The sequence below is a fragment of the Janthinobacterium lividum genome, from assembly GCF_034424625.1.
GTDB lineage: Bacteria > Pseudomonadota > Gammaproteobacteria > Burkholderiales > Burkholderiaceae_D > Janthinobacterium > Janthinobacterium lividum.
Genome location: NZ_CP139976.1, coordinates 1,574,666 through 1,593,451, shown reverse-complemented (window position 1 = coordinate 1,593,451; position 18,786 = coordinate 1,574,666). Strand labels below are relative to the sequence as shown.

Here is an 18,786-nt window from a genome sequence, read left to right as displayed (position 1 = left end):
CGCCTCCCCGCGGGCCTTTTTTTGCCTGCACGGCAAGCTCTTGCGCAAAAACATGGCGGCCCGCCTTGCCCATGATATTGTGACGGCCTTTCCACCTGTCCTGACGCATCATGCCTGCACCATTGCTCGAACTCTGTTTTGCCGACCGCTACGAACGCCTGCGCTACCGCACCGCGCTGCTGCTGTATGTGCTGGTGATCCTGATCGGCGACATTCCTGGCGTGCGCGCGGATGTGGGCCAGTATGCATCGGGCGGCGTGCTGCATTCCGTCGGCTATGGCGTGCTGGCCCTGATCCTGTTCAGCGGCACGGGCGGCGGCATGGCGCGCCGGGCGCTGCTGTCGGTGCTGATGGTGGCGGCCATGGGCGCGCTGGACGAATTCATCCAGAGTTTCCTGCCCTACCGCCGTGGCGCCGTCAGCGACTGGGTGGTCGATATCACGGCCGCCGTGGCGGTCTGCCTGCCGCTGTATTTCCTCTGGCCGAAAATGGTCGCCGCTGCCCTTGGCAAGGGCGTGCCGCGGCCTGAAGCCTGAACGGGGAACGGGGAGATGACTCGCGCCCGTCAGGCGCGGTCCGTTTCGCTATCTTGCAATTCCAGCCGCAACTGTCCCTGGCCGCGCGCACTGCGCGTGCCCAGGCGGCGCATCAGGGCGCGCGCCTCGCGCCGGCTGCCAGCCCCCATGGCGCGTGCCGCATCGCGCTGCATGTCCAGCAACTGTTCCGAGCGCGCCAGCCGCACCAGGCCATGCAAGGCCTGGGCCAGGACATGGCGTGCGCGGGCATCGCGCGCGGTGCCGCCGACGGCCAGCACCAACTCATCGATCAGTTTTGCGGTAGGGCCAGATGACATTTTTTCTCCCGATTCAACAGTGAGGAAGCGTGCAGCCGCACGAAGTGGTAATTGCCAGCATCTTTTATACCAAGCACGGCAATTGGACGCTTGATCTAGCTCAATCGACAATGACGGGCGCCGAACATCCCTGCTCCGCCATGCTCTTACATGCAGCAATCGCGGCTATCCGCAATCACCGCGGGTGCCGATCCTGAGTATGCGACCATGAGGAGACCAAGATGAGATCGAAAACAACCCTGCTGCTGACCGGCCTGACATGCGCCTTGCTGGCGGCCTGCCAGTCCACGGACAAAACTAGCCTGGCACGCAGCAATAGCGGCGAAACCTATGCCGCACCGGCCGGCACGACACCGCAAAGCAGTACGGCCAGCGCCACCAGCAGCACGGCCACCGATACCGGCAACGCCATGAGCAGCGACATGCGCAATGACGCGAACCAGTCCACCCTGAACATCAGCTCGGCCACGGTGCAGTCGATAGAAACCGTGCCGCGCAGCATGGACCAAGGCAGTGCCGACATGCAAGCGGGCACGTCGGGCACGGCCGGCAGCACCTCGGGGGCGGCGGGCAATATGCTGTATCGCGTCACCTTGCGCCTGGACGACGGCACGACGCGCACCTTTGTGCAAAATACCCAGCCCGCCTTCCAGATCGGCGAGCGGGTCAGCGTGCAAAAAGGCGTGATGCAGCGCTATTGATATGTACCGGCACTGGCCGATGCTGGTCGCAACTGACCGCATCAAGCCAGCGCCAGGGTCAACGGCCGGCTGCGCCCCTGCACCACGGCCGAAGGCCAGGCCGGGTCGTGCGTCAGATTGTGCAAATGGCTGCCGTCGAGCAAAAACGTGTCTTCCACCGTGCTGCCGGGCAGGCTGGGGTGAAAGGCCAGCGCCATGCCCCGCTTGAGGATGATTTCCGTGTGCGCGCCGGCCGCCACTTCGGGCGCCAGGTAGCCATGGATACCGCCCTGCCGGCTGGTGCGCACCGTGTCGGGCTGGCCGGCATAGGCGTAGGCGCTGTCGAGCGCGTGATACACCATGCTCAGCGCATGGCCCGTTTCGCAAGCGTCGAGCGCCACCGCTTCCAGCGCCAGCATGGCCGCATCGGCATCGTCCATGACCACCGCCGCGCCGTCGGCCCGATGCTGCGCCGGGCCGAAGCGCCGTTGACGGCTGAGACTGGCGCACAGTCCGAAACGCCGCGCGCACAAGGCCAGCACGGCTTGCTTGCCCAGCACCGCCTGGGCTGGCGGCGCGTGCCGATAACGGTGCTGGCGCTCTCCACCGCTGGCCAGCACGTACACGGCTTGCAAGCCGCGCAGCCACAGCGCGCGCGCACACGCGGCAGCCAGTTCCAGCTCGCTCCAGTCGGGGCGGGCCTGGCGCAGCGCATCCGCGGCCGCACCAGCTGCCAGCAGCCCCACCTGCCGGTAGCGTAACTGCTCCGATTCCAGCAGCACCAGCCGCTCTTCGCGCAGGGCCACAGGCAGGCTGCGTTCGTGCAAGCCGGGCCGGTCGGACAGGACAGGCGCGCCGCCGGCCACATGCTGCACGAAATGCTCGCGCAATTCATACAGCTGCGGCTGCATCCAGGGCGACACCTGCCACGTCCATGGCCCGCGCACTTCTTCCTCGCGCATGCGCATGGCTTCGGCTTCGTCCGTCAGGATGTAGGCGGCATCGCGCGTCACCAGCACCTCCGCACAGCCGCACTCGGTCGTATGGCAATGGCTGTTCGATGCGCCCGCCGTGGCCCAAGCAAACCAGTCCACGCCGCGCAGGCGCACGGCACCGGCACGCTGGTCTTCCAGCCAGCCCCGCACCTGCGCCAGCTTGTGCGCCACTTCCAGCTCCAGCGGCCAGTTCATGACCGCCCCGCGTGCGGAATGCGGCACGGCGCCACCCCGCCTGCCCTGCCTGGCACCAGCCGGGAATCCTGTTGTGCATGCATAGCTGCTCCCTTCCTACATGGAAACTTAAGACCGGCGCGCGCATAAAAAGTTCAGTGCCTGGCCTCGTCTCAGGCTTGCAGTCTATGACTTCCCGCTATTTTTGCAAGCGGCTATTTCGCCAGTTCAATCAACACGGCCGTGTACATCTGCAAGTTCAACAGCAACTGCTTTTCCGTGATGAACTCATGTTCGGAATGCCCCGTGTAGACCGTGTGCGGCATGGCCGGGCCAAAGCTCACGGCATTCGGGAACAGGCGCGAATTGGTGCCGCCGCCGATGGCCACCGGTTGCGGATTGGCGATGCCCGTGTAGTGTTCGAAGACGGACAACAAGGTGGGAATCTGCGGCGCCGCCGTCTGCAGCCACGGTTCACCGATCTGCACCTGCAGGGTAGCCGGCACGTGGCGCCGCGCTTTCCAGCCGTCGAACGCAGCTGTCACCTGCTGTTGCAGCACGGCCGCCGTCTTGCCTTGCGGACGGCGCAAATTGATAGTCAGTTCCAGCGCGCCACCGTTCTGCTTGAGCACGGTCGGTGCTACCGTCATCGGCCCCATGAAGCCGTCGCGGTAAGCGATCTGCCCAAAGCGTTCGCCGTAGATGCCCGTGCCCACCAGCTCATTCAGGAACGACAGCATGTCGGCCGCCTGCGTGCCCTGCCACGGCTGCACGGACAGCGCGTCGGCCAGCATGCTGATGGCGTTGACGCCGTCTTCCGGTTTCGACGAGTGGGCCGACACGCCCAGCGCCGTCACCGTCAAGGTGCCGCCATCGCGCGCATAGCTGTAGCGCACGCCCTGTTGCTGCTGCGCGCGGGCGCGGATGGCCGCTTCCAGCGCGGCTGGCGCGTGGTCGATCACGGCTTGTGCATCTTCCGGGATCTGACTGCCGAAAAAGCCGCCTGTCAGCTGCGTCAGCACAGGGCCCTTCCCCGCCGGCATGGCCGTGCGCGGCGGCAAGGTCAGCTTGATGGAACCGTAGCCCTTCTCGGCGGTCACCACCGGGTATTCCGCATCGATGGTGATGTTCACTTGCGGCGGCGTATGGGTTTTCAGGAACTGTTTCAGCGGTTCCCAGTCCGATTCCTCGGCCATGTAGACGTACAGCTCGATGCGCTTGCTCAGCGGCACCTGCTGGTCCTGGATAGCCTTCATCGCGTACAGGGCCGTGGCGATCGGGCCCTTGTCGTCTTCCGTGCCCCGTCCCAGCAGCTTGCCAGGTTCGCTGGTACGGTCCAGCTCGAACGGCGAGCGGGCCCACTTGGCGGGATTCACGGGCTGCACGTCGCCGTGCGTGATCACGCCCACGCGCTCGCTGCCGCTGCCCATGCCGATGATCACCACGTAGCCGTGATCCTGGAAATCGAATCCCAGGCGCTGCGCCTCGGCCGCCAGGTAGCGCTTGAAGCCCGTGTGCTGGGGATTCGCGGCAAACGGCACGGCCGGGTCTGCCACCGTGTTGAAACTGACCATCTTCGCCAGGCTGGCGATCAGCGGTTCGGGATAGGTGGCCAGCGCGTAGCGCGCCGTTTCCTGCGCCTGCAGGCTGATGGGCGCGGCGTGAACGGAGGGCTGCAGCAGCAGGCTTATCAAAGTCAGCAGGACGGGTTTCTTGAACATGGCGGGGCGTATAAAGTGGGGAGGCCCACTCTAGCATTGCCCGCACCGATTTCCAATCGATACGAGTTTTTTACCGATCAGTACGCAAATTCCCGATTCGCATTATCATGTGCACAGCCTGTCATCCCTGCCGCTTCCAAGGCCGACCCTATTGTCGTCAGGGGATAGACAAATCGTCCATTGTGATTTTCCACCACGTCCCGATATCGCTACCATGATTCCATTTTCCATACTCGACCTGGCCCCCATCGCCGAAGGCAGCGACGCCAGCCAGTCGTTCAAGAACACGCTCGACCTGGCGCAGCACGGCGAGCGCTGGGGCTACAACCGCTACTGGCTGGCCGAACACCACGGCATGCCCGGCATCGCCAGCGCCGCCACTGCCGTCGTCATCGCCCATGTGGCGGCTGGCACGACAACCATCCGCGTGGGTGCCGGCGGCGTCATGCTGCCCAACCATTCTCCGCTGGTCATCGCGGAACAGTTCGGTACCCTGGAAGCGCTGCACCCGGGCCGCATCGACCTGGGCCTGGGCCGCGCGCCCGGCTCCGACCAGACGACGGCGCGCGCCCTGCGCCGCGACCTGCAGTCCGACGCGGAACAGTTTCCGCAAGACGTGCTGGAATTGATCGACTATATGTCCGACGAGCCGCGCCAGCGCGTGCTGGCTGTGCCCGGCAAGGGCGCGAAAGTGCCCGTGTGGATACTCGGCTCGAGCCTGTTCGGCGCCCAGCTGGCGGCCCACCTGGGCTTGCCGTATGCGTTTGCCTCGCACTTCGCGCCGCAAATGATGCTGCAAGCCGTGGCCTACTACCGCGAACATTTCAAGCCTTCAAAACAATTGGCGAAACCGTACGTGATGCTGGGCTTTAACGTGTTTGCCGCCGACACGGATGCCGAGGCGCACTTGCGCGCCACGTCGATGCAGCAAGCCTTCGTCAACCTGCGCACTGGCCGCCCGTCGCGCCTGCAGCCGCCCGTGCCCGGCTATCTGGAGCAGCTAGGTCCGCAGGAACGCGCCATGCTCGATTCCGTCCTGTCCTGCACGGCCATCGGCGCGCCGGACACCGTCAAGGCGAAGATGGCCGCGTTCATTGCCGAAACGGGCGCCGACGAGCTGATGATCACTTCGCAGATCTTCGAGCACCAGCACCGGCTGCGCTCGTATGAAATCACGGCGCAGGTGCATGCGGAACTAACCCGGCAACAGTAACTGAACGTTTTCCTCCCTCGGTATATCCCCCTATACCCTTTTCCCGGCCGTCGGCAACGATCGCCGGGATTTTTTTGCCTGCTGCGTTGCCTGCCGCCCCACCGCAAAATCGGCCGCGCCCGGCAAGAAATGCGCAGCCCCGCTATCATGCTCATCCAAAAGCATCACTCCAAGAAAGTTGTCTCGCATGAAATCTGCACCATCCACCGTCAACGCCAGCGCCCTGCTGACGTCGACCCGCATCCTGTTGTTCGCCCTGTCCGCCGGCGTGCTCGTCGCCAGCCTCTACTATGTGCAGCCGCTGACGTCCATGCTGGCCGCCTCGTTTGGCGTCAGCGTGCCGCAGGCGGGCTACCTGGTCACGGCCACGCAAATCGGCTATGTGCTGGGTATCGTGTTCCTGGTCCCCCTCAGCGACGTGCTGAACCGCCGCCAGCTGCTGACGTGGATGCTGGTCGCCAAGATCGGCGCCCTGCTGCTGGCCGCCACCAGCCAGAACATTATTATCTTTGCCATCGCCAGTGTCTTGATGGGGATCACGTCCAGTGCCTTGATGGTAGTCACGGCCATGGTCGCGTCGTATGCGCCCGACCACAGCCGGGGCCGCATGGTGGGCACCGTGATGACGGGCTTGTTGCTGGGGATTCTGCTGGCGCGTACCGTGTCCGGCACCGTGTCGCAGATCAGCGGCGGCTGGCGCACCGTGTACGTGCTGGCCGCCATCGTCGTGGCCGCCCTGCTCGTCATGCTGCGCCGCATCCTGCCGAACGAGGCGCCACGCGGCAAGCTGCAATACGGAAAATTGCTGGCCTCGCTGGCCGACATCATCCGCCAGGAACCGTTGCTGCGCCAGCGCGCCCTGTTCTCGGGCCTGGGCCTGGGCACCTTCAGCGTGTTCTGGACGGGCCTGACCTTTTTGCTCAGCGGCGCGCCGTACCACTACTCGGAAATGCAGATCGGCCTGTTCGGCCTGGCCGGTGCCACGGGCGCCTTTGCCGCCAACACGGCGGGCCGCATGGCCGACCGCGGCTATGCGCGCCAGGCCACCTGGCTGCTGGCCGTGGCTTCCATCGCGGGCTGGGCATTGATCGGCTTTGGCGCCCATTCGCTGGTGCTGCTGCTGATCGGTATCGTCCTGCTGGACATGGGCGTGATGGGCTTGCAAGTGACGCACCAGTCCATCATCTATAAACTGGCGCCGCATGCGCGGGCGCGGGTCACCACCGTGTTCATCGCGGGCGGCTTCATCGGCGCGTCGGCAGGCTCGGCCCTGGCCAGCGCCAGCTTTGCCGCCGGCGGCTGGCCCGCCCTGTGCATGGTGGGCGGCGCCATGCCGCTGCTGATGCTGATCGTGTGGAGCAAGTACCGCCACGCGCAGCGCCGGCTGGAACTGGCCGCCCAGACATCTATCACGTAGGTCGAATTAACGGCGGCACGCCGCGTAATCCGACACTGATGCGCCAACTGTCGGATTACGCTCTTCGAGCTAATCCGATCTACGATCCTAAAAAAAACCGCTCCACCGAGCGGTTTTTTTTCGTGCTTACTTCGCTGGCTCACGCGCCTTGCCAAACGCATCGCCCGCCTTCCACGCCGGCATCCTGGCCGCATTCGCCACGGCTTGCCCCAGGTTCAGGGTAAATTGCGCCTGCTGCGTCATGCCGGACAAATCCCAGCTGGCATCGTACTCGTCGGTAACCTGATGGTAGCGGGGGCCATACGCGGCCGCCTTGGCTTTCGACGCTGCCACGTCCTTGATGTACTCGCGTCCGCCATTGATGGAAAACGCGGGCACGCCCGCCTTGGCAAAGCTGAAATGGTCGCTGCGGAAGTAGCCGCCGGCCAGGTCGGGACGGGCTGGCGCGATATGCATGCCCATGGCTTTGGCCACCGTGGCCGCCATGGCGCCCAGCTCCGTGCGCTCGCTGCCCTGCGCGCCGATGTCATGCGTGGCACCGACAAAGTTCAGGCTGTCCAGGTTCAGCGCGGCGGCCGTCTTGTTCAAGGGCCACAAGGGGTCGGCCGCGTAGGCGGCGCTACCCAGCAAGCCCTGCTCTTCGGCCGCCACCCACAGGAATATCTGCGTGCGCTTCGCAGGCTTTTTCACGGCTTCCTGCGCCATGGCCAGCAAGCCGGCCGTGCCGGAAGCGTTGTCGACGGCGCCGTTGTAGATGGTGTCGCCACTGTCACCCTGCTTGCCCAGGTGGTCCCAATGACCGCTGTAGATGACGGCTTCATCCTTCAATGCCGGGTCGGTACCCGGCACCATGCCGGCGATATTGAATTGCTCCACCTTGCGCACGGCGGACTTCATTTCGCCGCTCAGCTTGGCATTCAAGGCGACGGCCTTGAAATCCTTGCTTTCCGCTTGCGCGCGCAAGGCGTCCAGGTCCAGCCCACCGGCCGCGAACAGGCGGCGCGCCGCGTCTTCCGCGATCCAGCCCTGCAGCGGTGTGCCAGCCGTGCGGTCGGCCAACTGGAAACGCTCGCTGCCGCTCCAGCTGTTCTGCACCACGCTCCAGTCGTACGATGCGGACGGTTTCGTGTGGATCAGCAATACGCCAGCCGCGCCCTGGCGCTTGGCTTCCTCGAATTTGTAGGTCCAGCGGCCGTAATAGGTCAGCGCCTTGCCGGCAAAGCGGTTCGGCTCGGCACTAGTCGGTTGCGGGTCGTTGACCATCATGACGACGATCTTGCCTTTGACATCGGCGCCCTTGAAATCGTTCCAGCCTTCTTCCGGCGCCGTGATGCCATAGCCGACGAAGACGAGCGGCGCATCGAAGGTGTGGGCGGCAACCGAGTCGCCCGTGGCCCACACCCAGTCCGGGCCGAAAGCCAGCGGCACGGGCTTGCCGCCCGCCACGGCTTGCAGGCTGCTGTCTTGTGGCAAGGATTTCACGCCGGCGATCTGCACGCTTTGGCGGTAGCTATTGCCGCGCACGGGTTGCAGTCCGGCCATCTGTGCCTGGGTTTCCAGGTAGGTCACCGTCAGGTCGGCGCCGCGCTGGCCCGTGCCCCGGCCTTCCAGCAAATCGTTGGACAGGAAGGCCAGGTGGGCGCGCAAGGGCGCTTCCTGCACCACGGGCCAGCCGGTCGCGGCGTGCGCGGAAAACGCCAGCGCCAGGCTGGAAGCGAGCGCCGTGACGGCCAGGGAAGAAAACAGCTTCTGCATAAGATCCTTTGGGTAAGAGGAGACATTCAGTCCGGCGGATGGCCGGGCCGGCGATTGTATGCCATAGGGAAAGATGCATCAAAATGCGGACGAAAAAAATCCCCGCGGCAAGGGCGGGGATTTTGCAGGGGAAACGTTCAGACCAGCAAAGCGGCCGCCAGGGATTCGATCTCTTCCGCCGATTCCTCGAGGATGGTGTGCAAGGTGCTGCCGCCGATGCCGAAGTCGATCTTCGCTGCAGCCTGGCGCCGCGCGGCGCTTTCCGGCGGGTGCAGGGGCGAGCCGACGGGCGACAGATCGTTGGCCAGCACCAGGGTCGCGCCCAGGGTGCGGGGCGGGAACGTGCTGCCGCCGTGCCACATGCCTTCCACGGCCTGCAAGACCATGTCCGGCACTTGCAACTGGCGCAGCACGCCGCGGCCGATCAGTTTTTCGCCGTATTCGATCCAGTCTTCCGTATTGTCGTCCAGCAAACCTGGATATTCCTCGGCGCGCGACAGCAGATAAAAGCCGCCCACTTCGTGCACGATGGCGGCGAACATGGCCGTTTCCACGTCCACATGCGTGACTTTCTTGGCGATTACCTGGCTCAGCGCGGCCACGTGGGCCGTGTGTTCCCACAGCTTGGCCGCCTTGGCGCGCAATTGCGGGTCGGTAATCTGGCTGCCCAGCTGGCGCACGATGACGGATGCCACCATCGATTTCAGGGTGGTAAAGCCCAGGCGCGAGACGGCTGCGCGCACATTGGCGATTTCATTGCCGGAACGGTTGTAGGCGGCCGAGTTGGCCAATGCCACGACCCGCGCCGACAGCAGCGGCTCGGCCATGACCATGCGGGCGGCCGCCTCGATATGGCAATCGGGGTCGTCCAGCGCTTCCTGCAGCTTCAAGGTGGCCTTGACGTTGGCGGGGAACGTCAGCTCGCCCTTGCTCGCTTGCAGCGCGATAATCTTGAATACTTCCAGTCTGTCCATGGGTCAATCTCCGGTACGGGCCTGTTCAGGCTCTGCTGTGTGGGTGGGCCGGGAATGCACTCCCGGCCCGGCTCCCGTTTCCGGCAATATTACAGCAAGTTCAAACTCAAACCTATTACTTTCCGGAAACTTTTCCTGCCACGCCTTCGACAAAATAATCCATCTTCGTCAGCGCCGCATCGTCCAGCACGCCTTTGTCCAGGCGCACCTTGCCATCGTTATCCTTGATCGGGGCGCTGAAAGGATTGAGCTTGCCAGCTACCAAGTCTTTCTCGCGTGCCAATACAAACTGTTTCACGTCGGCCGGCACTGTGGCGTTGATGCCTTCCAGCTTGACCATGCCATCCTTGATGCCGCCCCAGGTGCTGCTGGACTTCCACGTGCCGTCCAGCACGGCTTGCGCCTGCTTCGTATAATAGTCGCCCCAATGGTGGGTGACGGCAGCCAGCTGCGCCTTCGGCCCGTACTTTTTCATGTCCGAATGGTAGGCGATCGCGTACTTGCCCTTTTCTTCCGCCGCCTGCACCACGGCGGTCGAATCCGTGTGGTGGGTAACCACGTCGGCGCCCTGGCCGATCAGGGTGATGGCGGCGTCGCGTTCCTTGCCCGGATCGAACCAGCTATTCACCCACACCACTTTCACTTCTGCCTTCGGGTCGACGCTGCGCATGCCGCGCGTAAAAGCGTTAACGCCCTGCAACACCTCCGGGATCGGGAATGCCGCCACGTAGCCGGCCACATGGGTCTTGCTCATCTTGCCTGCCAACACGCCGGCTAGGTAGCGGCCCTCGTAGAAACGGGCGTTGGTATTGGCCACGTTGACGGCCGTCTTGTAGCCCGTCAAATGAATGAACTTCACATTAGGAAATTGCTTCGCCACTTTCAAGGTGGGATTCATGTAGCCGAACGAGGTTGTGATGACGAGCTTGCTGCCCGTTTGCGCCAGGTCGCGGATCACCCGTTCCGCATCGGCGCTTTCCGGCACGTTTTCCACGTACTTGGTGGTGATCTTGCTACCCAGCGCCTTTTCCATTTCCTTGCGGGCCAGGTCATGCTGGGTGGTCCAGCCCGCGTCGCCGATGGGGCTGATATACACGAAGCCGACATTCAGCGGCGCGGTGGCGGGAGCGGCGGCCATGACGGGCATCAAAACAGCACTGCAAACGGCGGCGCATACTAGTTTCTTGGACATGGTTTTCCTTGTGGTGAGTGATTAATTTCCCGGATTGAAATTCTTGCCCAGCGAAGCGGGCATATTGAGCTTGATGTAATTGGCGTTGCTGGAGATCAAAACCAGCACGACGATGGCTGCCACATACGGCAGCATCGACAGCAGTTGCGACGCGATGGGCACGCCCAGCGCCTGCGCGTGGAAGGTCAGAATCGTGATGCCGCCGAACAGGTAGGCGCCGCCCACCACGCGCGCGGGACGCCAGGTGGCAAAGGTGGTCAGCGCCAGCGCGATCCAGCCCCGTCCCGCCACCATGCCTTCGACCCACAGCGGCGTGTAGACGAGCGACAGGAAGGCGCCGGCCAGGCCGCAGCAGGCGCCGCCGAACAGCACGGCCGCCAGGCGGATGCGGCGCACGGGGTAGCCGAGCGCATGCGCAGACGCGGGCGACTCGCCCACGGCGCGCAGCACGAGGCCGGCCCGCGTGCGGTACAGAAACCAGGCGATGGCCAGGCACAGCAGCAACGACAGATAGACCATCGGATGCTGGCGGAACAGGGCCGGGCCCAGCACGGGAATGTCTTCCAGGAAGGGGATGCCGAAGCGCCCATTCTGCAAGCTGTTGCCCACGTACTTCAAGCCGATGTACGTCGAGGCGCCCGCGCCGAACAGCGACAAGGCCAGGCCCGTCGCGTACTGGTTCGTGCCCAGCCATACGGTCAGCCAGGCAAAGAAGCCGGACAGCACCATGCTGGCGCCCGCGCCCGCCAGAAAGCCCAGGGTGGGGCTACCCATGTTGACAGCCACGGCAAAACCCGTGATGGCCGAGACCAGCATCATGCCTTCCGCCCCCAGGTTGACCACGCCCGCCTTTTCATTGACGAGCAGCCCCAGCGCAGCGAGCATCAGCGGCGTGCCCGCGTTGATGCTGGCAGCGACCAGCGGCGCTATCGTCAGGGCCAGGTTATCCATGTTTCCTCCAGCGCAGTTTGTATTGGATCAGCACATCGCAAGCGAGCAAGGCGAACAGCAAGATGCCCTGGAACACACCCGTGATCGCGCTGGGCAAGCCCAGGCGCGACTGCGCCAGTTCGCCGCCGATATAGAACAGGGCCATGACGAAGCTGGAGAAAATCACGCCTACCGGATGCAGGCGCCCGACAAAGGCGACGATGATGGCGGCAAAGCCGTAGCCGGGCGAGACCGTGGGCGTCAATTGCCCCATCGGCCCCAGCACTTCGCACGCACCCGCCAGGCCGGACAGGGCGCCGCAGATCAGCAGGGACGACCACAAGGTCTTGCGCGAGGAAAAGCCCGCATAGCGGGCGGCGGCAGGCGCCATGCCGCCCACGCGCAGGCGGAAACCCGCAATGCTTCTGGATAAGTACAGCCAGCCGCCCAGCGAGGCCAGCAAGGCAAACACGATGCCCACATGCAAGCGCGTGTCGCTGATCACCATCGGCAACAGCAAGCCGTCGGACAGCAGTTTCGATTGAGGGAAGTTGAATCCTTCCGGGTCGCGCAGCACGCCGTACACGAGATAGCTGAGCAGCAATTGGGCAATGTAGACCAGCATCAGCGAGACGAGGATTTCGCTGGCGTTGTAGCTGTCGCGCAGCCAGGCCACCAGCCCCGCCCACGCCATGCCGCCCGCCATGCCGGCCAGCAGGGAAACGCCGATGATGGCCGCGCCGCCGACACCGTCATCGAGGTACAGGGCCGCCGCGCCGCCGCAGATGGCGCCCAGGGTCAGCTGGCCTTCCGCGCCGATGTTATAGATGTTGGCGCGAAAGCAGATGGCCAGGCCGACGGCGATCAGGAGCAAAGGCGCGACTTTAATGCCCAGCTCGGACCAGCCGTGCGCGTCGCGCAAGGGTTCGACAAAGAAGACGGCCAGGCCCGCCAGCGGATCGTGTCCCAGCGCAAGAAACAGCAGCGCGCCGCACAGCACGGTAAGCAGCACGGCCAGCACGGGCGACAGCCACGACATCAGCCGCGACGGAGAAGGACGGGCTTCCAGGCGCAAGGCAAACTTAGCCATGGGCAGCCTCCTGCGGCCACAGCCCGCTCATCCATTGTCCCACCTGCGCCACGCTGGCCACGCCCACGTCCAGGGACGGCGAAATCTTTCCTTTCGCCATCACCAGCAAGCGGTCGCTGATGTCGAACAATTCATCGAGCTCCTCCGACACGACCAGCAGCGCGCATCCCGCGTCGCGCAAGGCCAGCAATTCGGCGCGGATTTGCGCGGCCGCGCCCACGTCCACGCCCCAGGTCGGCTGCGCCACCACCAGCACGGTGGGTTCGCGCATGACTTCGCGTCCGACTATGTATTTCTGCAAGTTGCCGCCCGACAGGCTGCGCGCCAGCGCCTGCGGCCCGCCAGCCTTCACCTGAAAGCGCGCGATGATGGCGGCCGCCCGCTGCGCGATCGCGCCACGGCGCAGGAAGCCGTGGCGGATGGTGGCGGGAGTCTGCAAGCTCAATAAGACGTTGTCGGCCAGCGGCATGTCGGGCACGGCGCCGCGTCCCAGCCTTTCCTCCGGCACGAAACCGAAGCCCAGGGCGCGCCGGCGTCCCGGCGGCAAGCGACCCGCCGGCGTGCCGTTCAGGACGATGCTGGCAGGGATTGCGCGCATGTCCTCGCCCGACAGGGCCGCCAGCAATTCCTGCTGGCCATTGCCGGACACGCCAGCGATGCCGACGATCTCGCCCGCGCGCACGTCGAAATGGATATCGATCAATTGCGTAGCGAACGGATGGCTCTTCGGCAAGTCCAGCTGCCGCACGCTCAGCATGGTCACGCCGGGCGTGCGCGCCACGCGGGTGACGGCGGGCGGCTCGGCGCCGATCATCATGCGCGACAGGCTGGCCGCCGACTCTTGCGAGGGGTCGCACACGCCCGCGTTCTTGCCGGCGCGCACCACCGTGCACGTGTGGCACAGGGCGCGGATCTCGTCGAGCTTGTGGCTGATGTACAGGATGCTGCAGCCTTCGGCGGCCAACTGGCGCAAGGTGCTAAACAGCTTTTCCACGGCGCCCGGCGTCAGCACGGACGTCGGTTCATCGAGGATCAACAGTTGCGGCTTGGCCAGCAAGGCGCGCACGATTTCCACGCGCTGGCATTCGCCCACGGAAAGCGTGTGCACGTGACGCTGCGGTTCCAGGTCCAGGCCGTACTGGCGCGCCGTCGCTTCGATGCGCTGCGCCAGCTCCGCCATGTTGGTGCCGGCAGGTAAACCGAGGGCGATGTTTTCCGTGACCGTCAGGGTGTCGAACAGGGAAAAGTGCTGGAACACCATGGCGACGCCCAGCGCCCGCGCGGCCGACGGGTTGGCGATCTCGACTTCGCGGCCATTCCACAGGATGCGGCCGCCATCGGGCTGCACGGCGCCGTAGATGATTTTCATCAAGGTCGATTTGCCGGCGCCGTTTTCGCCAAGCACGGCATGGATCTGTCCGGGCGCGACGGTGAGACAGATGCCGTCATTGGCCACCACGGCCGGATAGCGCTTGCTGATATCGATGAGTTCCAGGCGTGCCGTCATTGTTTTTTTCGTGCCTCGCTGCGTGGGATGCGGGATGCCGATCGGTGGAAAAAATCAACACTCAGTCTCTATCGTATCGGCATCCGCGGCGCTTGGGGGGCGGGCGCGGCGGCGTGCATTTCTATTTCCACAAAAAAACAACACCTGTATACAATTTTGAAAAAAATTATCAGCTTTGCAGCGTCCGCCTTGCCCCGCAAGGACGAGAAGGTGCGATGATTATATGCAGGAACTGATAGTAAGTATGCGCACAAGACATATCGCCCGGCGCGGCGCTTCTCGCATCATGGATTGAACGGCGCGCGTTATCCCATTGCAGCGCTACATGCAGACTACGCGTCCAGCCATCCCCAGTTCCCGTTTTCCCACACCGCCATCAGGAGCCGAAAGTGCCAAAAACCATACCGTGTCTGTTGCTCTGCCTTACTACCACCCTCGGCGTGGGCGCGAACGCCCAGGCTGCCGAATGGAGCGATACCGCGCTGAGCTGGCGCGCCGGCAATGATTACCGCGAGCCGTTCAATCCGGACGACATCAAGAAAAACATCTTTGCCATCACGCATGCCAGCGGCTACAAATACGGCAGCAATTTCGTCAACCTCGATTTCCTCATTTCCGACAGCAAGGATCCTGGCGCACTGGACAAAACGTCCGGCGCACAGGAGGCGTACCTGGTCTACCGCAACACCATCGACATCGGCAAGGTGCGCGGCAGCGACATCAAGTTCGGCCCCCTGCGCGGCGTCGGCGTCACCCTGGGCTTCGATGTCAACACGAAAAATGACGTCGGCTACAACTCGCGCAAGCGCATGTTGGTGGCCGGCCCCACCCTGATGTGGGACGTGCCCGGCTTCTTCAATACCAGCCTGCTGTTGCTGCGCGAAAGCAACGCCCCCAGCGGCGCCTTCCCGCCCATCTCGCAGGTGACGGGCCGCTACACGTATAAAACGCACGCCATGCTGACGGGCGCCTGGGCCATCCCCCTGTCGCCGCTGTTCTCGTTCGAAGGTTTCTTCAACCTCATCGACTCGAAAGGCAAGGATGAAGTGGGTCGCGACACGGCGGTGGAAACGAATATCGACATGCAAGTAATGTACGACGTAGGCGCGGCCTTGGGCAGCGCCAAGAACACCTTCCGCGTGGGCCTCGAATACCAGTACTGGAAGAACAAGTTCGGCAACTCGCCCGCCACCACGGGCAATGTGGGCCAGACAGCAAAGACGCCGATGATACGCGCGGAGTACCATTTCTAAAATTCATTGTTACGCATCAACACCCACGATCGCGCCTGATGCCAGCATGAAGCTTTCCCACTGGCGGAGAGCGCGACCGTGGAACAACTACTGCCATATTACGAGCGCGAGCTGGGCCTGTTTCGCCAATACACGCGCGAGTTTTCCAGCCGCTATCCGAAGGCGGCCGGGCGACTGCTGATCGCTGGAGAAACCTGCGAAGACCCGCACATCGAGCGCCTGATCCAGTCCGTCGCCCTGCTCACGGCCAGGGTCGCCAAGCGCCTCGACGACGCCTATCCGCAATTTACCCATTCCCTGCTCGACACCCTGTACCCGCACTACCTGCGGCCGTTTCCCTCGTGCTCCATCGTGCGCATCGCCACCGACGAAGCGCCGGGCGGCGGCCAGCTGGACCAGGTGGCGCATGTGGCGCGCGGCACGGTGCTGCGTTCGCAGCCGGTGCAGGGCGTGGCTTGCAAATTTACGAGCGCGTATGACGTGACCCTGGCGCCGCTGGTCATTTCTCGCCTGCATTTCTCACCTGTCATCGACGCGCCGCCCGGCCTGCGCCTGCCCGCTGGCGCCAGCGCCTTGCTCAGCATCCAGTTCACCAGCAGCAGCGACAACTATCATCTGGATCAGCCGGGTTTTGCCAGCCTGCGCCTGTTTGCCGATGGCGAACCGTCCGTGCGTGCGGCCCTGCTCGACGCCCTGTTCCTGCGCGGCGCGGGCGCGTACGTGGCGCTGGACGAACACGGGCCGTGGCAAGCCGTCGATGGCACGCCGCTGGCGCCGGCCGGCTATGCGGAAGACGACGCACTGATCCCCATTTCCGCCCGCTCGCACCCGGCCCTGCGCCTGCTGACCGAGTACTTTGCGTTTCCGGAAAAATTTCACTTCATCGATATCGGATGGTCCCTGCTGGCTGCCCTGCTGCCAAAACAGTGCCGCCAGTTCACCTTGCACCTGCCGCTCAAGGGCGTGCGCAGCGACAGCCACGAAGCGCGGCTCTTGTCCGGCGTCAGCCGCGACAACCTCTTGCTGGGCTGCACGCCCGTCGTCAACCTGTTTGCCAAATCCGGCGTGCCGATCCGCCTCACGCATACCGAGCCCGACTATGCGCTGGTGGCCGATGCCACGCATGCGTTTGCCTATGACATCCACAGCATCGCAGCCGTCACCGTAGTGCGCAAGGACGAAACCGGCGAGCGCCTGAGCAGCTTCCTGCCGTTGTATGCCTCGCTGCAAGGCGCCCAGGCCGAACACGGTCAAGAGCGTGGCCAGGAGCATGGCCCAGAGCATGGACAGTACTGGCTGGCGCGCCGCGACGAAACCGTGGCCGCCATCAGCCCCGGTCACGAAATGCGCCTGAGCCTGATCGACCCGCAGTTTTCACCAAGCAGCGCGGCCTGCGCCACCGTCTCGACGCAACTGCTGTGCAGCAACCGCGACTTGCCCGTGCAGTTGCACTACGGCTTGCCCGGCGGCGACCTGCTGGCCGAGGACGTACCCGACGGCATCCCCGCGCGCTTCCTGCGCAAACCGTCACCCAGCATGCGTTTCCTGGCGGACACGCACTGGCGCCTGATCGCGCACCTGTCGCTCAATTACTCGAGCCTCACGCAGGCGGGCCTGGGTGAATTCCAGAAAATGCTGAGTCTGTACGACCTGCCCCGCTCGCCCGCCACGCAACGCCTGATCCAGGGCATCGTCACGCTCGAGCACGGCAGCACGCGCGCGTGGATGCCAACGGTCCCGTTTCCCACCCTGATGCCCGGCATCGCCATCCGCCTGGGCATCGACGAGCAAGCCTTCGTCGGCAGCAGCATCTATATTTTTGCCCAGGTGCTGCAACGCTATTTCGCCCTGAACAGCCAGCTCAACTGCTTTAGCCAACTGACGCTGCTGTCTCATCGCAGCGGCGAGGAACTCCTGCGATGCCCAGAACGCAGCGCCGACGCCACGCCAGCGTAATCCAGCAATTGCTCGATGCGCCGCAGCGCTTCGAGTGCTTCCAGGCGCTGCGCCTGCTGCTGGCGTGGCTGGCCGAACACGGTATCGATGAGCACACGGCGCTGGCAAAGCACATACGCTTCGACAACAGCGTCTCGCTGCGTTTTCCCGCCAGCCAGGTCGAAACGCTCACGGCAAACAGCATCGGCGATGCGGATGCCCTGCTGCAAGCGCTGCTGTCCGGTCACGGCCAGCACATCCACCTCACGCCCACCTTCATGGGCCTCCTGGGCTGCCAAGGCAGCTTGCCCAGCCACTATTCGGAGCGCATTGCCGCGCACCAGCATAGCGAACGCGAGAATAGCCCGCGCGCTTTCCTCGACCTGTTTTCCAGCCGCACCATCGCCCTGTTTTACCAGGCCTGGCGAAAATACCGCATCGAGCAGGCCTGCCACAGCGGGGACTTCCTGTCGCGCCTGCTGACCCTGGCCGCATGCCAACCGGGCCAGGACGAGGCAGCGGCCGGCTTGTACAGCGGCTTGCTACAGCAGCACAACATCTCGTCCATCGTCATGGCGCGCATCCTCGGCGACCACTTCGGCGTGCCTTGTCATATCGACGAAGCGACGGGCGCCATGGACGTGCTGGCGCCGCGCGAACAAACGGCGTTGGGCATGGAAAATGCCATGCTGGGCCAGCGCGCCCTCGTCGGCGAACGCTGCCGCCGCCCCGACCTGGCCGTACGCCTGCGCCTCGGTCCGCTCACGGCGCAGCAGCACGCCAGCTTCCTGCCGCGCGCCCCTGGTAGCCACGCGTTGCGCCACATGCTGATGCTGTTCGGCCAGCCGCTCGTGCGCTACGACATCGTGCTGGTGCTGCGCGCCAGCGATGTGCGGGGGACGGCATTGACAACCGCGCCACAAGGCGGCCTGGGCTGCAACAGTTTCCTCGGCGGTGCGGCAACGCCGCGCCACCGCGATGACAAACATTACGAGATGCGATTGATGCCCTCATTCAACGATTGATCCTTGCGGCCGCACAAAACGCTTGTGTTTGCTATTGCTACAGTCGGCCAACGATCCCTACCGTGAAGCGAT

General features: G+C 64.3%; 16 protein-coding genes. 7 read left to right on the top strand and 9 right to left on the bottom strand.

The genetic code is table 11. The features are described from left to right. Positions 1 to 110 precede the first annotated feature (110 nt). A complete protein-coding gene (locus U0004_RS07130) occupies positions 111 to 536 on the top strand; it encodes a VanZ family protein (protein WP_070257290.1) in 426 nt (141 codons plus the stop codon). A 29-nt stretch (positions 537 to 565) separates the two neighbouring features. Here the strand turns inward: U0004_RS07130 and U0004_RS07125 are convergent, their stop codons facing one another. Beyond that, positions 566 to 853 carry a hypothetical protein gene (locus U0004_RS07125; RefSeq protein ID WP_139144170.1) on the bottom strand — a complete coding sequence of 96 codons (288 nt, stop codon included), beginning with the start codon at positions 851 to 853 and terminating at the stop codon, positions 566 to 568. A 221-nt stretch (positions 854 to 1,074) separates the two neighbouring features. On the opposite strand from U0004_RS07125, the gene U0004_RS07120 reads away from it, so the two are divergent. Next, positions 1,075 to 1,554, top strand: coding sequence for a hypothetical protein (locus U0004_RS07120; protein WP_070257285.1), 480 nt, complete (start codon positions 1,075 to 1,077; stop codon positions 1,552 to 1,554). 41 nt (positions 1,555 to 1,595) lie between these two features. Here U0004_RS07120 and U0004_RS07115 read toward each other — a convergent pair whose 3' ends face one another. After that, positions 1,596 to 2,723, bottom strand: coding sequence for a M24 family metallopeptidase (locus tag U0004_RS07115; RefSeq protein WP_115057425.1), 1,128 nt, complete (start codon positions 2,721 to 2,723; stop codon positions 1,596 to 1,598). 194 nt (positions 2,724 to 2,917) lie between these two features. After that, a complete protein-coding gene (locus tag U0004_RS07110) occupies positions 2,918 to 4,423 on the bottom strand; it encodes a dipeptidase (protein ID WP_070257281.1) in 1,506 nt (501 codons plus the stop codon). A 214-nt stretch (positions 4,424 to 4,637) separates the two neighbouring features. Between U0004_RS07110 and U0004_RS07105 the strand changes: the two genes are divergently transcribed. Together U0004_RS07105 and U0004_RS07100 are read left to right on the top strand one after the other, a co-directional pair. Then, on the top strand, positions 4,638 to 5,636 hold the full coding sequence (locus U0004_RS07105; RefSeq protein WP_070257279.1) for an LLM class flavin-dependent oxidoreductase: 999 nt from the start codon (positions 4,638 to 4,640) through the stop codon (positions 5,634 to 5,636). Between the two features lie 187 nt (positions 5,637 to 5,823). Then, positions 5,824 to 7,053, top strand: a complete 1,230-nt coding sequence (locus U0004_RS07100) for an MFS transporter (RefSeq protein WP_070257277.1) — start codon at positions 5,824 to 5,826, stop codon at positions 7,051 to 7,053. Between the two features lie 126 nt (positions 7,054 to 7,179). Here the strand turns inward: U0004_RS07100 and U0004_RS07095 are convergent, their stop codons facing one another. The 6 genes from U0004_RS07095 to U0004_RS07070 all read right to left on the bottom strand — a co-directional run bounded on the left by U0004_RS07095 (position 7,180) and on the right by U0004_RS07070 (position 14,501). Next, entirely contained in the window at positions 7,180 to 8,808 is a 1,629-nt protein-coding gene (locus U0004_RS07095) for a M28 family peptidase (RefSeq protein ID WP_070257275.1), read from the bottom strand. A gap of 137 nt (positions 8,809 to 8,945) precedes the next feature. Further along, positions 8,946 to 9,782: an HDOD domain-containing protein gene (locus U0004_RS07090; RefSeq protein WP_070257273.1), complete on the bottom strand. Its 837-nt coding sequence runs from the start codon at positions 9,780 to 9,782 to the stop codon at positions 8,946 to 8,948. 115 nt (positions 9,783 to 9,897) lie between these two features. Next, positions 9,898 to 10,974, bottom strand: coding sequence for a BMP family ABC transporter substrate-binding protein (locus U0004_RS07085; protein WP_070257271.1), 1,077 nt, complete (start codon positions 10,972 to 10,974; stop codon positions 9,898 to 9,900). A 21-nt stretch (positions 10,975 to 10,995) separates the two neighbouring features. Continuing rightward, a complete protein-coding gene (locus U0004_RS07080; protein WP_070257269.1) occupies positions 10,996 to 11,925 on the bottom strand; it encodes an ABC transporter permease in 930 nt (309 codons plus the stop codon). Further along, positions 11,918 to 12,994, bottom strand: coding sequence for an ABC transporter permease (locus U0004_RS07075; protein ID WP_070257267.1), 1,077 nt, complete (start codon positions 12,992 to 12,994; stop codon positions 11,918 to 11,920). The genes U0004_RS07080 and U0004_RS07075 overlap by 8 nt, the downstream gene beginning before the upstream one ends. Further along, positions 12,987 to 14,501 (bottom strand): ABC transporter ATP-binding protein, encoded by a 1,515-nt coding sequence (locus U0004_RS07070; protein ID WP_070257265.1) that lies wholly within the window; start codon positions 14,499 to 14,501, stop codon positions 12,987 to 12,989. The genes U0004_RS07075 and U0004_RS07070 overlap by 8 nt, the downstream gene beginning before the upstream one ends. A gap of 440 nt (positions 14,502 to 14,941) precedes the next feature. On the opposite strand from U0004_RS07070, the gene U0004_RS07065 reads away from it, so the two are divergent. From U0004_RS07065 to tssG, 3 genes are all read left to right on the top strand, one after another. Beyond that, the gene (locus tag U0004_RS07065; protein ID WP_081345681.1) at positions 14,942 to 15,754 is read left to right on the top strand and encodes an outer envelope protein; all 813 of its coding nucleotides are present in this window, start codon (positions 14,942 to 14,944) and stop codon (positions 15,752 to 15,754) included. 78 nt (positions 15,755 to 15,832) lie between these two features. Next, positions 15,833 to 17,710: a type VI secretion system baseplate subunit TssF gene (tssF, locus tag U0004_RS07060; RefSeq protein ID WP_070257263.1), complete on the top strand. Its 1,878-nt coding sequence runs from the start codon at positions 15,833 to 15,835 to the stop codon at positions 17,708 to 17,710. Beyond that, the gene (tssG, locus tag U0004_RS07055) at positions 17,674 to 18,714 is read left to right on the top strand and encodes a type VI secretion system baseplate subunit TssG (protein ID WP_070257261.1); all 1,041 of its coding nucleotides are present in this window, start codon (positions 17,674 to 17,676) and stop codon (positions 18,712 to 18,714) included. Before tssF ends, tssG begins: the two co-directional genes overlap by 37 nt. The last annotated feature ends 72 nt before the right edge of the window (positions 18,715 to 18,786 follow it).

Excerpts from the sequence above, each read along its gene's own strand:
- U0004_RS07130 (WP_070257290.1), top strand. The coding sequence starts at position 111 with ATGCCTGCACCATTGCTCGAACTCTGTTTTGCCGACCGCTACGAACGC.
- U0004_RS07125 (WP_139144170.1), bottom strand. The coding sequence starts at position 853 with ATGTCATCTGGCCCTACCGCAAAACTGATCGATGAGTTGGTGCTGGCC.
- U0004_RS07120 (WP_070257285.1), top strand. The coding sequence starts at position 1,075 with ATGAGATCGAAAACAACCCTGCTGCTGACCGGCCTGACATGCGCCTTG.
- U0004_RS07115 (WP_115057425.1), bottom strand. The coding sequence starts at position 2,723 with ATGAACTGGCCGCTGGAGCTGGAAGTGGCGCACAAGCTGGCGCAGGTG.
- U0004_RS07110 (WP_070257281.1), bottom strand. The coding sequence starts at position 4,423 with ATGTTCAAGAAACCCGTCCTGCTGACTTTGATAAGCCTGCTGCTGCAG.
- U0004_RS07105 (WP_070257279.1), top strand. The coding sequence starts at position 4,638 with ATGATTCCATTTTCCATACTCGACCTGGCCCCCATCGCCGAAGGCAGC.
- U0004_RS07100 (WP_070257277.1), top strand. The coding sequence starts at position 5,824 with ATGAAATCTGCACCATCCACCGTCAACGCCAGCGCCCTGCTGACGTCG.
- U0004_RS07095 (WP_070257275.1), bottom strand. The coding sequence starts at position 8,808 with ATGCAGAAGCTGTTTTCTTCCCTGGCCGTCACGGCGCTCGCTTCCAGC.
- U0004_RS07090 (WP_070257273.1), bottom strand. The coding sequence starts at position 9,782 with ATGGACAGACTGGAAGTATTCAAGATTATCGCGCTGCAAGCGAGCAAG.
- U0004_RS07085 (WP_070257271.1), bottom strand. The coding sequence starts at position 10,974 with ATGTCCAAGAAACTAGTATGCGCCGCCGTTTGCAGTGCTGTTTTGATG.
- U0004_RS07080 (WP_070257269.1), bottom strand. The coding sequence starts at position 11,925 with ATGGATAACCTGGCCCTGACGATAGCGCCGCTGGTCGCTGCCAGCATC.
- U0004_RS07075 (WP_070257267.1), bottom strand. The coding sequence starts at position 12,994 with ATGGCTAAGTTTGCCTTGCGCCTGGAAGCCCGTCCTTCTCCGTCGCGG.
- U0004_RS07070 (WP_070257265.1), bottom strand. The coding sequence starts at position 14,501 with ATGACGGCACGCCTGGAACTCATCGATATCAGCAAGCGCTATCCGGCC.
- tssG (WP_070257261.1), top strand. The coding sequence starts at position 17,674 with ATGCCCAGAACGCAGCGCCGACGCCACGCCAGCGTAATCCAGCAATTG.